The sequence below is a fragment of the Vagococcus hydrophili genome (genome assembly GCF_011304195.1).
GTDB lineage: Bacteria > Bacillota > Bacilli > Lactobacillales > Vagococcaceae > Vagococcus > Vagococcus hydrophili.
The window spans coordinates 520,895-537,277 of sequence record NZ_CP049887.1 but is presented as its reverse complement, the minus strand read 5'-3'; the positions used below and the strand labels follow the sequence as shown (position 1 = coordinate 537,277).

Annotated in this window: 3 protein-coding genes; all 3 read left to right on the top strand. The window is 34.6% G+C overall.

Annotation, left to right across the window (positions count from 1 at the left end):
* Positions 1-9 precede the first annotated feature (9 nt).
* The 3 genes from G7082_RS02505 (at position 10) to ahpC (ending at position 16,256) form a co-directional block, all read left to right on the top strand.
* On the top strand, positions 10-13,560 hold the full coding sequence (locus tag G7082_RS02505; protein WP_166033602.1) for an LPXTG cell wall anchor domain-containing protein: 13,551 nt from the start codon (positions 10-12) through the stop codon (positions 13,558-13,560).
* 73 nt (positions 13,561-13,633) lie between these two features.
* Positions 13,634-15,355, top strand: a complete 1,722-nt coding sequence (locus G7082_RS02500; protein WP_166033600.1) for a coiled-coil domain-containing protein — start codon at positions 13,634-13,636, stop codon at positions 15,353-15,355.
* A gap of 334 nt (positions 15,356-15,689) precedes the next feature.
* The gene (gene ahpC / locus G7082_RS02495) at positions 15,690-16,256 is read left to right on the top strand and encodes an alkyl hydroperoxide reductase subunit C (protein WP_166033598.1); all 567 of its coding nucleotides are present in this window, start codon (positions 15,690-15,692) and stop codon (positions 16,254-16,256) included.
* Positions 16,257-16,383 lie beyond the last annotated feature (127 nt).

Below are 16,383 nucleotides of genomic sequence, written 5' to 3'. Positions count from 1 at the left end.
GGATTTAGATTGAGTAAGAAAACCTATAATTACAAAGAAAAAATGAATAAAAATCAGAAGAAAAAAGAAAAATCTTCAAAATTACTTTATACAACAATGGTAGCTTATGGTGTGGCGACAGTAGCAGGTGCCTCAACCAATGTTTCAGCTGAAGAATTAGAACAAGCAAATGCAGTAGATGAGACTAAAACAGAGCAATCTAAAGAAGTTGTTAATGAAAAATCAGCAAAAGTAGCACCACAATCAACGCCAACTGAAGCTTCAAAAGAAGTACCTAAAGAAACGCCTAAAGAGGTTGAACAAGAACCTAAAGCTTCAGAGGAAGGGAATTTAGAAATTATTGGCGCAAAAGATTATTTACGTCAAGTTGCTGGAGACATGAGTTTAAAATATCAGAACATGCCTGCAGGTTCTAGCTTACAAGCTGTTTTAGGTGAAACGTATCAGTTGTTAGAGAGTAGTACACTGACTGTGGATCAATCGAATCAACAAGTAGGAAAACTAATGGCCGCTGAGGGTGAGTATCTCGCTTCTTTAGCAGCAAACAAAGAAGAAGTAGGAACCAAAGATTCTGCTGCAACAGACTCAAATGGCACTACTTCTAATGAAACTAATAATTCTGAACAAACAAATAATAGCACAATGAATACAAGCGGTAAAGAAAATAAGAATGAAGCAAAAACAGAGGACAAAACATCTAAAGAAGAGACATCTGTTCAAACTGGAAATGAAAACTTAGATAAAAAAATTGCTGAATTAAAAGGCAAGAAATTAGAAGAAAATTACTCTAAAGAAAGCGCAGAAAAAGTAAGCGCGATTATCAATGACATAGAAGTTAAAGTAGCTGAAGGTTCGATGACTACTGAAGAAGCAGAAAAAGCATTAAAATCTTTAGAGGCTGCAGAAAAAGGGTTACAAGTAGATACGACCAATTTAACAAGTTTGATGAAACAAATCGAATTAGATTTATTAAAATTAGGCTCAATTAATCAAGAAAAAGCTAAATTTATACAAGAGATAATTAATGAAGCGAAAGCACTGGAAAAGAAAAAAGATGCCACTCAAACAGAGATCAATAAACTCGTAGAACGTATGAATAAACATGCGAGTGATTTAAATGTCAGCTCTGAAGACCTATTAAGCTATGTGGATGAGGTTTCAGGTGAGTACAAACAAACAGACTATACAGCGTTAAGTTACAAACAGTTAAATGATGCTTTAAGTTATGCGCTTTTAGTCTCCAAAAACAGTAACGCTACACAATCCGAAATTTATTTTGCTTACAATCAAATTCAGGCAGCTGTGAATCAATTAGTCGCAATTAAAACGGCGAGTGAGCTTCAAGAAAAAATTGATGAGATTCAAGGCTTAGATAGTAAAGAGTACACTTCCGAAAGCTACAAAGAATTTTCTGATGTACTAAAAAAAGCACAAAAAGTGATGAATGCTGAAAAAGTTTCAACAGATACGTATTCTAATATGTATCATCAATTAATGAAATCAATCGATGATTTAGTTTCAAAAGATGATATTAGTAAAGACTTAGAAGCAACCATCAATGAAGCGAATCAATTGATTAAAGATAATAAACAAAAACAAGTTTATACAAACGACACCCTAAGTCTAGTCTTAAAACAATTAAAAGTGGCTGAAACTGTAGATTATAAAACTGTTTCTGCAGATCGTTTAGTTGAAATAAACACGCAATTAAAACAAGCAATCAGTGGATTGGTAGAAATTGAAAACTTAAAAGGTTTAGAAACTTTAATCAATGAAGGGAATAAGTTAATTGGACTAGGCAAAGGTAATTTTACAAGTTCATCTTGGGAGACTTTGAACAAACAATTATCTTATGCTGAGGCTGTGATGGGTAACTCAAAATCAACAGTTGATGAGATTTCAAAAGCTTACCAAAAATTAGATCAAGCTATTGATGCTATGGTTAATAAAGCTAGTTTATTAAAAGAATTAGACAGTTTATTATTCAAAGCGGAAGGTTATGAAAAAGACGAATCTAAATACACAACTGAATCATGGGCATCATTTGAGAACGCGTTAATAAAAGCTAAAGCTATTAATAGAGAAACGATTAATCCGGATACCTTAAACAGTTTAGTGAATGAGTTAGCCATGACAATGAATCATTTATTCTTAACTAGTAATGAAGCGATTAATAATTTACAAAAAGAACTAGAAAAATTAGTAACTTTAGATAAAGAAAGTGCGTATACATCTGAAAGTTGGCGAAACTTACAACAAGTTGTCAAAACAGCTTATGATTTAGTGGATAGTATAGATGATATTAAAACCTCAGATGTGTTGAGCATCACAGAACAGTTATCAAAAGCCATTGATGGTCTAACCTATAGTGCAACGGATCGCCAAAATGCTAAGAATAAATTGAAAGAAGAAATTTCAATTTTTGATAAGATGACAGAAGATGAACGTAAGAAAATTCTTCATGGTTACGAAGAGTATGAACAAGCGATTAATAGTACGAGAGATTTATTAGATAATTTAAATGTAGCAACACAAGATATGTCTAATGCTTTCAACAAGATAACGACAGCTAAAAATAATCTAACAATTGATGAAGGCTCAAAAACAATTTTAGTTAATACAGATAGTTCTATTGGAAAAAATACAGGGATGAAAGATGGAAAATTCAATGTTGAAGTAAAAGTAAAAAATCCATCATTACAATTTTTTACTTACAAACCTTCTTTTGAAACAACCGTAAAAATTCCACATAACTTGATTCCTTTCTTTGAAAATGGCGACTGGCGTCAATATGTCCAAATTGCTTACAACAACTCAGCTGGATCAGTTGGTATCGGATCGGTGTATGTTCAATCTGGGGACAAAACATCAGGTGGTATCGCCGGGATTGGTGCCAAATGGGATCCAACTTTAAATCTATTATCACTAGATGATGCTAAAGTTTTAAATGATTTGAAAATAACTTACAAGATCGTGAATGGTCAACCTGTTCTTTATATAACAACCAATAAAATGACACCTGGTACAGGATTAATGCCTGTTAATGAATTTGAATTAAATTATTATTTACGTTTTAATTTTGAACAGTATTTAAAAGACGGTCATGTCTTACCGATTCAGGAAAAAAATGATGACACAGAAGTAGGTGTTGTAAGTAAAGTCCTTCAAGAAGGTATTTTGATTGATGCTTTTAATATGAGCGACAAAAAGAATGTAGCTAATTTAAGTGATTTAAATAAATTAGATGTTCAAGATAAAGTGGTATTAGGCGATGTCCATACACAAGTTGTGGATGGAACCAATACAATTGTGGGAAATGCCAAACAAACTGGTAACAAAGGCTTAGATGGAGACCAATATCAAGCCGTATTTGAATTAAATGGTAAGGAAATTGGTAGAACAACAGTTGATAAAGATGGTAATTTTATTTTTAACTATACTGTTGTGGATAGTAAAACTGGTAATATCATTGCGCAAAACTTTAAAGATGGGGATAACGTTAAAGTAACCATTGTTAGAATGAATGAAAAATATGATGTATCAACATCCTCAGATAGCCGAACAATCAATGTAGTTAAAGGGAAATCTCCAAAAGTTGATTTAAATTCAATTAAACAAAATGGAAAAACAATTAGCGGTAAAATTTCAACGTTGACCACACAAGATGGTAAGAGTATGGCAATTGACCCGTCAGACAAAAATGTTTATACAGTTCGTTTAGTTTACTATGCTCCAGGGCAAGCAACAGGGATTGAACTTGCAGAGGTTAGAACTGACAAATATGGTAATTTCAGTTATGTCACATCAATGGCGCTACAATATGGTGGACGAATCGAAGCGATTGGTTATGTCTATCAAGGAGCGGTTAACAGTAATGGTGATTTAACATCAACAGGCATTCAATTAACGAATTCAGACACAACTCCGGTGAGTAAAAAAGTAGAGTGGAATATTGCTAAACCTTCTGTTAATCAGATTAAAGAAGGAGATACGATTATTTCCGGACAAGCACCAGTAAATGAAGTTAAATTTAATGAGGCGAACTATAAAGTTCAAATTACCATTGGTGACAAAGTTTACTTAGGTGATATTGATGATAACGGAATGTTTTCTGTTAATGTTAGAAAAGTCGAACGAGGGGAAATTGTAAAAGTTGATATCGTCGGATTTGTTCCAGGTAAAACAGCGCATGTAACTGGTTCAGAGGTCGTTGAGAGTGTGGTTGTTGCCTCATCAGAAGCTAATGATAAATGGACAGTCAACAAACCAACCATTAACACACCAAAAGCAGGCGAATCAACCTTAACGGGAATTGTGTTACTAGATGATAGTCCAACAAGAAAATACTATTTAACGGTGACTGTTAATGGTGTAGAAATTAATGTGGACGAAGGAGCATTAAATAGGGAAACAGGTAGAATTCAAATTGATTTGGGACAAAAAATTAAAGCATCTGACGTGATTACAGTCACTTTACATGGTTTAGAAAAAGGTTATGATGGTGAAAAATCAGCAACCACAGATGTTGAGATAGGTATGCCAGAATCATTTGAAAACTGGGAAATCAGCCATCCAGTTGTGAAAGACCCTCAAATTGGCGATAAAGTCATTAACGGATATGTCAAAGTAGATTCATCTTATGATCGAACTTATTATGTTCAGGTGAAAATCAATAATGGCAAAATTATCACAGGTGAAGTTGACCAATACGGTAACTTTAGTGTGACATTACCAAAAGCGTTAGAAGGCTACGATGATGTTTCAGTTGTTATTGTCGGTCAGCAAGGAGATGCTGGTAAAAAACAAAGTCAAGAAAACTTAAAACGCGTACCTGCTAAAAATACGGAAGTAAATAAGAATGGTTTGGAAGCAGCGATTGATGTAGCTGAATTCTATTCTAATGAGAATAATATCTATACTAACGAAAGTTTTGATAAATTATCTAAAGCTTTAGAGTCAGCTAAATCAGTCTTTGAAAATAGTGCAGCTACACAATTACAAGTAAATACTGCCAGAGATGCGCTGAATAATGCGATTAATAATTTAGTCACGATTAGTAGTGTCAAACCTTCTCAAGTATCACTTGATGCGCTTCAGTCACTTTTAAAAGAAGCAGAAGGCATGAGTCCGTCTAAATACAGTGGGACAACTTATAAAGTACTAGTTGAAGCTATGGATCAATCTAAACAAGCGTTACTAGATGAAAAAGCAACACAAGATACGATTGAAGATATGATTACATTACTATATAGCGCAATGGAGCAATTAAAAGCACCAAGTATTACTGACCCATCAGCTGTGGATCAAAATCGTTTAGAGGAATTAATTGCAGCGGCTAAACAATACAAAGGTTCAGATTATACAGAATACAGTTTCGCTGTTTTACAAGAAGCTATTAGAAAAGGTGATGAAGCACTAGGAAATCCCAATGCAGCTACCTTAAACAGTGCTTTTAATGAACTAAAACGTGCTATGGAACATCTTGTGCCAGTTGTGGCAGTAGGCGAAGCCGGTCGGGAGCAACTTTTAGAAGAGATTAATCAAGCTAAACTTCAAAAAGAAACGGACTATACAACAGAATCATATAATAAACTACAAGTCGCAATTTCTTATGCTGAAAAAATTTACGGTGATAAAAATTCCTCTGTCGAATCTCTTTCAGAAGCAAGAAATCAATTATTGCAAGCAAGAAAAGGGTTAGTTAGCAAAGATGATTTAAGAAAACAATTATCTATTACCTATGTTGAAGCAAAAGATGCGATTGAAAAACAAAAAATTAGCTACTTTACTAATAAGAGTTATTCAGTCATGAATGAGGCTTATAAGAAAGCACTGGAGCTAGATAAAAATAGAAAAGCGACAGCTAATGAATTAAATCAAGCCTTATTAGATTTACAAAAAGCTATTAGTGATTTGGTTCCGTCAACTAATATTGAGACTCTTCAAAAATTGATTGATGAAGCATCAGAAATTATTTCTAAACCAAATGAAAAATGGAAATATACAACTAAAACATGGAATGAATTAAACATTCAACTTCATAATGCCAAGGATATTTTATCAGCTTCTGAATCAGCAATGGAAGATATTTCGATTGCAAGTAATCATTTAAGTAAAGCGTTAAACAATCTTATCTCTAAAGAAGATCTATTAAGTCAATTAGATGTTTCACTAGAAGCAGGTAAAACAGTAGATGAGATTGATTATAGCTACTATAATGGCAAGGAAACAGCACTTAATCAATCTTATCAAGAGTTCAAAAAAGTCTTTGAGAAAGCATCTAAAATTGATCGAAGTAAAATTGAAGCAGATGAATTAAGTAAATTAATTGACTCTCTAAATCAAAGTATAGCTTCTTTAGTAACAACAAAAGAAGAAGCAACTCAAAGTTTGATAGGGACGTTAGAAAAAGCTAAAACATCAGGCATTTCTTCAGATACGAGTCGACCAAATGACTTATATAAGAATGGATTCATGATAAAAAATAGTATCAAGAATGCTGAAAATATTTTGAAAGATCCTAAAGCAACGGCAGATGATATTAACAATGCTAATGTCATGTTACAAGAAGCGTTAGATAATGCAGAATATCAAGAAGCTAAAGCAAATGACGTTCGTAAGAAAATTGATCAACATATCAAAGACTTTAGCAAGCTAAATCCTAAAGATTATGTGATTGGTTATGATGACTATGAAAAAGTTATTAAAGATTCTCAAGCAGAGCTAAATCGTAATTATGGATTAACGCTAGATGAATTAACAGACATGCTAACAAATATTGAAAACACGAAGAAAAACTTAATTAAAGCAAGAGAAATAAACTTTGTTACTATGGGGAACACGAAGAGTGAATTTGAAAATGTTGTAATTAAAGATGGTAAGCTAACCTTTAAAACAAAATCAAAACAAAGTGGTGTTGGTTTAGCAGTTTACTCACCAAGCTTTGAAACTCGTATTGAACTACCTAAGAGCATGAAAGTTATTTTTGAATCACCAGATTGGAGAGACTATGTTTCAATCTCAGCAGATGCAGGTGTAGGTGTTTTAATTAGTACTTCTGATACATTTAAAGTTGATAAGATAAAACTATCTCAACTTCAATCAGATGATATTACTGTTGAGTACTTCTTATCAGCAGATGGTATTCCAACCTTAAGAATTGTGACACGCCGCATGGCTAATAAATGGTCGGAATCAGTGGCACCACAAACTTGGTTTAAGGCAGATTATGACTTTGACTTTGATTTAGCAGCTTGGTCTAGAGATCATAACACGTATCTTCCTCTAAATACTGAAGGTGATAATACAATGCGTGTTATTACAGAGCTAAACAAAAAACCAATCGTATTTGTGGGAGAAGAAACAGAAGGGACTACAACAGCCTTAAACAATGATTATTCAAATGGAAAATCAAATGGTTCAACATCCGGTCTAGGTGGTGACAAAGGAACTGCTCAAGTACCTGTTTCGTCTGCGGAATTAGGAAATGTCTTAGTTAGTGGTGGTACAGTGATTCATGGACGTGTCCAACAAAATCATAACACTGATTTGAAAGATGATGCCTATAAAGTTCGAATTGAAGTGAAACATGCTGATGGTTCAGTGGAATTATTAGGCTTTACGGATTTAAATGATGACAATACGTTTATGTTTGTTTATGGTGAAGCTGATAAATACGGTAATATTACAGCTAAAGGATTTAATGCTGGAGATGTTATCTTAGCCACTGTTATCAGAGAAAATAAAGCACGCGGCTTTGTTTCAGAATCAACAACCCAAGAATGGAGTGTTGGTAAAGCGAAAGCGCCAGAAGTAACTCTTGATCCAATTAAAAATGGTAGCAAAGTTATCTCTGGTAATATTTCAGGAATGATGGATCAAAAAGGCAACTATGTTGAGTTTAATCCAAATGATCTAAATGTATATAAAGTGAAATTAACTTACTACTCACCTGACGGAAAAGCGATTCAATTATCAGAAGTAAGTGTGGATCGTCAAACCGGAGAATTTGAATATTATGTAGGAACACCGCTTGAATTTGGTGGTTATGTAGAAGCACAAGTCTTCGTATACGCTGGAAAGCTAAATAGCTCAGGTACATTAGTTGGTGTTGGTAAACAACTGCAAGATGTGATGCCACAAATTACGCAAGCTGATGTAGAGTGGGGCGTTCCAGACCCATTGCTAAATCAAGCAGCTGAAGGAGATACATCAATTAGTGGGTTAGTTCCTAATATTGATAATGGCGATTACCGAATTCGAATTACCATTAATGGTCAACAAGCCGGTGAAGTTGAAGTAACAAAAGATGGCTTATTTAAATTAGATGGTCTGGAAACACCGCTTCAAGTAGGCGATACTATTACGGCCCAATTGATTGCTTATCGAAATGGCGAATCAGTGAAAGATAAAAACGGCAATGAACTAGCATCTAATATAACAACAATTAAAGTGAAAAATGCGGATGATTTATATAAAGATTGGACAGTAAAACAACCATCAATAGATGATTTATTTGAAGGAAAAGAATACGTGACAGGGACTGCACCAAATGATAACTCATTAGGTAGAACTTATGATGTGATTGTAACGGTGAATGGTACTAAAACATATCGTGGTAAGTTAGATAGTAATGGTCATTTCATGGTCAAAGTGGATAAACTAAATGCTGATGACAAAGTAGAAGTTCAAATTGTCGGCCATCAACCAAACAAAAAGGATAAATTTAGTGATATTTCTGAAGCAATCGTTCAATTATCACAATCATGGGAAGATTGGAAACTTCAACCGATTGAAGTAAAACAACCTTCTGCTAATGATAATGTGATTATTGGAAAATCAATTAATAATGATTTTTCAAATGGCAGAACCTACACTGCGGAAGTTCAAATTAATGGTGGGGCTGTTTACACAGGCACTCTTAATCCTGATGGAACATTTTCAATCAATGTACCAACCTTATCTTATAAAGATGAAATTTCCATTCGATTAGTTGGTCATCAAGCGGGATACAATGACAAACTAGGAAATGAAACTATAGTTACTGTAGATAAAGAAAATCAAGTCGATAAATCTAAATTGCAAAACTTGTATTCAAATGTAAAAAATACATCGAATACTGATCATAAGTACACAACTGCAAGTTACCGAGAGTTTGAAATAGCTCGAGAAAATGCAAAAGCTATTTTAGAAAATCCAGATGTGACACAAGAGCAAGTAGATGAAGCTTACAGAGTTCTGAAACAAGCCTTCGAAAATCTAGTTGCAAATGATACGACAGAGGTAGATAAGACTGAATTGGAAAAAGTTTATGAAGAAACTAATCCAGAAAATCCAGAAAATGATAATCGTTATTCCAATGATGACAGTAAATATCCAGATGATATTTATAATGAATTTGAAGATGCTAGAGAAAAAGCTAAAGAGATATTAGATGACCCAGAAGCAACTCAAAGTGAAATTGATGAAGCGACAAAAGAATTGAACAAGTCTAAGGAAAACTTAGATAACTATTTCGATAATAATGTTGATCCTGGTTCAGATGGTTCCGATTCAGACAATTCGGATTCAGATGGCTCAGATTCAGATAACTCGGATTCAGATAGTTCAGATTCAGATGATTCGGACTCAGATAATTCGGATTCAGATAACTCAGATTCAGATGGTTCCGATTCAGACAATTCGGATTCAGATGATTCGGACTCAGACAATTCGGACTCGGACAACTCAGATTCAGATAACTCAGAGTCAGACAATTCAGACTCAGATGATTCTGATTCGGACGCTTCGGACTCAGATAACTCGGATTCAGATAATTCAGATTCAGATGATTCGGACTCAGACAATTCAGATTCCGACAATTCAGATTCAGATAACTCGGATTCAGATAATTCAGATTCCGACGCTTCGGACTCAGATAATTCGGATTCAGATAGCTCAGATTCAGATAATTCCGACTCAGACTCAGATAATTCAGATTCCGACGATTCGGATTCAGATGACTCAGATTCGGACGATTCAGATTCAGACAACTCAGATTCCGACAATTCGGATTCAGATGACTCAGACTCAGATAATTCAGATTCCGACAACTCAGATTCCGACAATTCGGATTCAGATGACTCAGACTCAGATAATTCAGATTCAGATAGTTCCGACTCAGACGATTCAGATTCAGACAACTCAGACTCAGATAGTTCAGATTCAGATAATTCAGATTCCGACAATTCGGATTCAGATTGCTCAGATTCAGATAATTCAGATTCTGACGATTCAGATTCAGATGACTCAGACTCAGATAATTCAGATTCCGACAATTCAGATTCAGATGACTCAGACTCAGACAATTCGGATTCAGATGACTCAGATTCAGATAATTCGGATTCAGATAGCTCAGACTCAGACGATTCAGATTCAGATAATTCAGATTCAGATAACTCAGATTCAGACAATTCAGATTCCGACGATTCGGACTCAGATAACTCAGATTCAGATAGTTCAGATTCAGATGACTCAGACTCAGATAATTCAGATTCCGACAACTCGGACTCAGATAGTTCAGACTCAGACGACTCGGACTCGGACAACTCAGATTCAGATGACTCAGACTCAGATAATTCAGATTCAGATAATTCAGATTCTGACGATTCAGATTCCGACGACTCGGATTCAGATGACTCAGACTCAGATAATTCAGATTCCGACAACTCAGATTCAGACAATTCGGATTCAGATGACTCAGACTCAGATAATTCAGATTCAGATAACTCAGATTCCGACAATTCAGATTCCGACGATTCGGACTCAGATAACTCAGATTCAGATAATTCCGACTCAGACGATTCAGATTCCGACAACTCAGACTCAGATAATTCAGATTCCGACGATTCGGACTCAGATAACTCAGATTCAGATAGTTCAGATTCCGACAACTCAGACTCAGATAATTCAGATTCCGACGATTCAGATTCAGATAACTCAGATTCCGACGACTCGGATTCCGACAACTCAGATTCAGATAATTCCGACTCAGACGATTCAGATTCCGACAACTCAGACTCAGATAATTCGGATTCCGATAACTCAGATTCCGACAATTCGGATTCAGATGACTCAGACTCAGATAGTTCAGATTCAGATAGCTCAGATTCAGATTCTGACGATTCAGATTCCGACAACTCAGACTCAGATAATTCAGATTCCGACGATTCGGACTCAGATAACTCAGATTCCGACAATTCGGATTCAGATGACTCAGACTCAGATAATTCAGATTCAGAAAATTCAGATTCTGACGACTCGGATTCCGACAACTCAGATTCCGACAATTCGGACTCAGATAATTCAGATTCAGATAGCTCGGATTCAGACGCTTCGGATTCGGATAACTCAGACAACTCAGATTCCGACGAATCGGACTCAGATAATTCAGATTCAGATGATTCGGACTCAGACAATTCAGATTCCGACAATTCAGATTCAGATGACTCAGACTCAGACAATTCGGATTCAGATAGCTCAGACTCAGACGATTCAGATTCCGACAACTCGGATTCAGATAACTCAGATTCAGATAATTCCGACTCAGACGATTCAGATTCAGATGACTCAGACTCAGATAACTCAGATTCCGACGACTCGGACTCGGACAACTCAGATTCAGATAACTCAGATTCAGATAATTCAGATTCAGACAACTCAGATTCAGATAATTCGGATTCAGATAACTCAGATTCAGACAATTCAGATTCAGATAACTCAGATTCAGATAATTCCGACTCAGACAATTCGGATTCAGACGATTCAGACTCAGATAATTCGGATTCAGATGCTTCAGACTCAGATGCTTCAGATTCGGATAACTCAGACTCAGATGACTCGGATTCAGATGACTCAGATTCCGACAATTCGGATTCAGACGATTCGGACTCAGATAACTCGGATTCAGATAGCTCAGATTCAGATAATTCAGATTCCGATGACTCAGATTCAGACGACTCAGACTCAGATAATTCAGATTCAGACAACTCAGATTCAGATAATTCAGATTCAGATAATTCGGACTCAGACAATTCGGATTCAGATAATTCAGATTCAGACGATTCGGACTCAGATAACTCGGATTCAGATAGTTCAGATTCCGATGATTCAGACTCAGATAACTCAGATTCAGATAATTCCGACTCAGACGATTCAGATTCAGATGACTCAGACTCAGATAATTCAGATTCAGACGATTCGGACTCAGATAACTCAGATTCCGACGACTCGGATTCAGATAGTTCAGACTCAGACGACTCGGACTCGGACAACTCAGATTCAGATAACTCAGATTCAGATAATTCCGACTCAGACAATTCGGATTCAGATGCTTCAGACTCAGATAACTCAGATTCGGATAACTCAGACTCAGATGACTCGGATTCAGATGACTCAGATTCCGACAATTCGGATTCAGACGATTCGGATTCAGATAGTTCAGACTCAGACGACTCGGACTCGGACAACTCAGATTCAGATAACTCAGATTCAGATAATTCCGACTCAGACAATTCGGATTCAGATGCTTCAGACTCAGATAACTCAGATTCGGATAACTCAGACTCAGATGACTCGGATTCAGATGACTCAGATTCCGACAATTCGGATTCAGACGATTCGGACTCAGATAACTCGGATTCAGATAACTCAGACTCAGATAATTCAGATTCTGACGATTCAGATTCTGACGATTCAGATTCCGACGACTCGGATTCAGATGACTCAGACTCAGATAATTCGGATTCCGACAACTCAGATTCAGACAATTCGGATTCAGATGACTCAGACTCAGATAATTCAGATTCCGACAACTCAGATAATTCAGATTCCGACAATTCGGATTCAGATAGCTCAGATTCAGATGCTTCAGACTCAGATAACTCAGATTCAGATGACTCAGACTCAGATAATTCAGATTCCGACAACTCAGATTCAGACAATTCGGATTCAGATAACTCGGATTCAGATGACTCAGATTCCGACGATTCAGATTCAGATTCAGATGACTCAGACTCAGATAACTCAGACTCAGATGACTCGGATTCCGACAATTCCGACTCAGACGATTCGGACTCAGATAACTCGGATTCAGATAGTTCAGACTCAGATAATTCAGATTCCGACGATTCAGATTCAGATAACTCGGATTCAGATAATTCAGATTCCGACAACTCAGATTCAGATAGTTCAGATTCCGACAACTCAGATTCCGACGATTCAGACTCAGACAATAACGGCAATGGATCTAAAGATGATGGATTATCAATTGATGATTTAATCGATTCAATAGATAGTGGAAATAATAAAGACAATAGCGTTATGCCAATGTCATATAAACCAACAAATAGTACTCTTAAATCTGGAAATGGTAATACTTCAAGTAATCATAGTGGAGGGCGATTACCTCAGACGAATGAAAGCAATAATGCAGCAATGGGAGCTATCGGATTGGGCGCAATGCTAGGAGCATCAACTTTATTTTTCAAGAAAAGAAAAAAAGAAGAAGAGCAAGAAGGATAGTATAAATTAGTAAAGATAAACAGCTTAAGAGAGCATCTTAGGCTGTTTATTTAAAGGTGAAGGATGAAATATAATGGAGCGGAAATTATCATTTAGCTGTAACCTAGAAGAGAAGCAGTCAAAATCTACAGAAGTGCCAGTTACTCTAAAACCAGAAATTCAAACAAAAATAAGTTCCCTTGAAGAAGAATATAATGAAATTAGTTTGAAGCAGGATATGATCCAAGAAACAATCATTTATGAATTGTATAAAGAAAAAAAAGGTTTGGTGCAAGAACTAAGTAGTGTTCAACTTGAATTGGAATTTTTAAAACAAGATAACAAATACTACACGAAATTGCTTAAAACATTAGACAAACAAAACGTTGACTTTAATAAAGAAGTTTCAGAACATGTTTTAAGATTAAAAAAATTAGAGATAAAAAGAGAAGAAATTAACGATTCAATTGAACTAAATGAGCAAAGAAAAGAGAGAATTGAACGTATTTTAACTCTGGATGAAGCTAAAATTGAAACGATGGATGTATATAATGGGAAAATGGTTGAGGTAGCTGACAATATTTCAAATCGAAGAATAAAATTAGAAGAACTAGAAATGAATACTAAAAATATCGAGAAGAAAAAAATTTCTTTTGATGATTATTTTTGTAAAGAGAAAGAAGCAACAGGTGATTTAATAGATGTTCTTCAAAGTTTTGAAGTAAATAATCAACGAAAAAAAATAAGAGTTCAAGAAGATATAGAAGAAAATACTCAAAAAATAATGCAGTTAACTGATAATATTCATTTATTAAAAAATCAAAAAGAATACATTGAAAAACGATTGTTTAAAATTAAAGGAAATTCAAAAGGAATTCTTAGTAATATTTTGAAAAATGAGGTTTATGTCATCGTAACGGAAGAATTACCTAAAGAGCTAAGTCAAGGTGAGGCAGATTCGATTAGATCTTGGAATAAATTATTGTTGCTTAATAAAAATATTAAGGTAGCGACATTAGATTTTAATTCAGATATTTTAAATACAATCGTGAATTATAAAAAAATGGGTTGGCTACCACAAAGTGTTTCAGTGCATAATCTTTTTGATGATTTAATTGGTATATCACAATCAAAATCAAGTAAAATTAGTGTCAATGATAGTCGAAAAGAAGCGCTTATCCCTTTTTTTGCAAAAGAAGAGGATGGTATCAAATATTATTATGACGATAATGAAAAGACGACGTTAACGATTAAGGAACAACCAGATACACATTTAGAGTACTATCATTTTGTAAATGAAGAAAAAGAATATATCGAAGTTTACAATGATGGGTACTTAGTTATGGTTCGAGAGTTAGTAGATAAGCAATCAGAAGTTCAAAAATACTTTGATTTTAATGGTGATGTGGCTATCACAATCAAGATAGAAAACAATCAATTAGAGTATATTAAATATCAAGATTTATACTTTCATTCTCACCAAGAATTATTAATTTATTGGCTAACGCACCATATTGAAAAATATACAAAAATCAATCTTATTTTAGATCAAGAATCACAATTACTTAATGATAGAGAATTATTTAATAATCATGGTATTAATTTAGTCCCTCTTATTCAAAATAATGAAAGCCCTAGAGAAATTACTGAGTTTATTAAAAACAATCAATTTGAGGAGATATTTGTTTTAAATAGAATGTTGTTTAATCAAATTGAACCAGATTTAATGGATGACTGTTTAGTTAGAATTTTAGATGGTTATGATCAAGCGTATCAAGAAAGCGTAAAAACAAAGATTATTATTGATAGTTATTAAATGAAAAGTAGGGTGACTTAGCTCATTCTACTTTTTATTTTATTGAGAATGGTTTGTAACACTTTATATTGTGTTTTGTTATTGTTTAAAGTCTATATATTGTGGATAACTCTGTTGATATGTGGATATGTTTTAATATAACATGAAAACTTCTACTATATTCTCAATTAAAGTGATGAATTGTCACTGGTTATTGTGTGTTAATCTATGTATATAAAGGATTTTAACTATAAATGATAATCAATCTTATTTATAATTATTCTTTTGACAAACTTATTTTAATTTGTTAGGATAACTAGTGTAGTAATTAACAAACAAATAGGAGGCTTTTTTCATGGCTAATATGATTAATAAAGAATTATTTGATTTTCAAGCAGACGCATACCGTCAAGGTGAGTTTGTTACGGTAAATAAAGAAGATGTTTTAGGTAAATGGAGTATTTTCTTCTTCTACCCAGCGGATTTTTCATTCGTCTGTCCAACAGAATTAGGCGATTTACAAGATCACTATGCAAAAATTAAAGAACTAGACTGTGAAGTTTACTCTGTATCTACAGATAGTCATTTTGTCCACAAAGCATGGGCTGATGCAACAGATACAATTGGTAAAATTGAATACACCATGTTAGCTGATTCAAATGGAAAAATCTCACGTTTCTTTGAAGTTATGGAAGAAGAAGCAGGGCAAGCTTACAGAGGTTCATTTATTTTAAACCCACGTGGTGAAATTAAAGCGTACGAAATCCATGATATGGGAATCGGTCGTAATGCAGATGAATTAGTTCGTAAGTTAGAAGCAGCAATTTTTGTTGAAGAGCATGGGGATAAAGTTTGTCCAGCAAACTGGAAACCAGGTGAAGATACAATCGCACCAAGTTTAGACTTAGTAGGTAAATTATAAGAGAGTGTGTTTAAAGGAGTTTTGCTTCAATTGATTGGATTCATTGAAGAAGTAGCCTTAAAATACTAGAGTAAAATATAGAAGACTGGAGATAATTGTTTCCAGTCTCTTTTTTAAAGGATGGGTA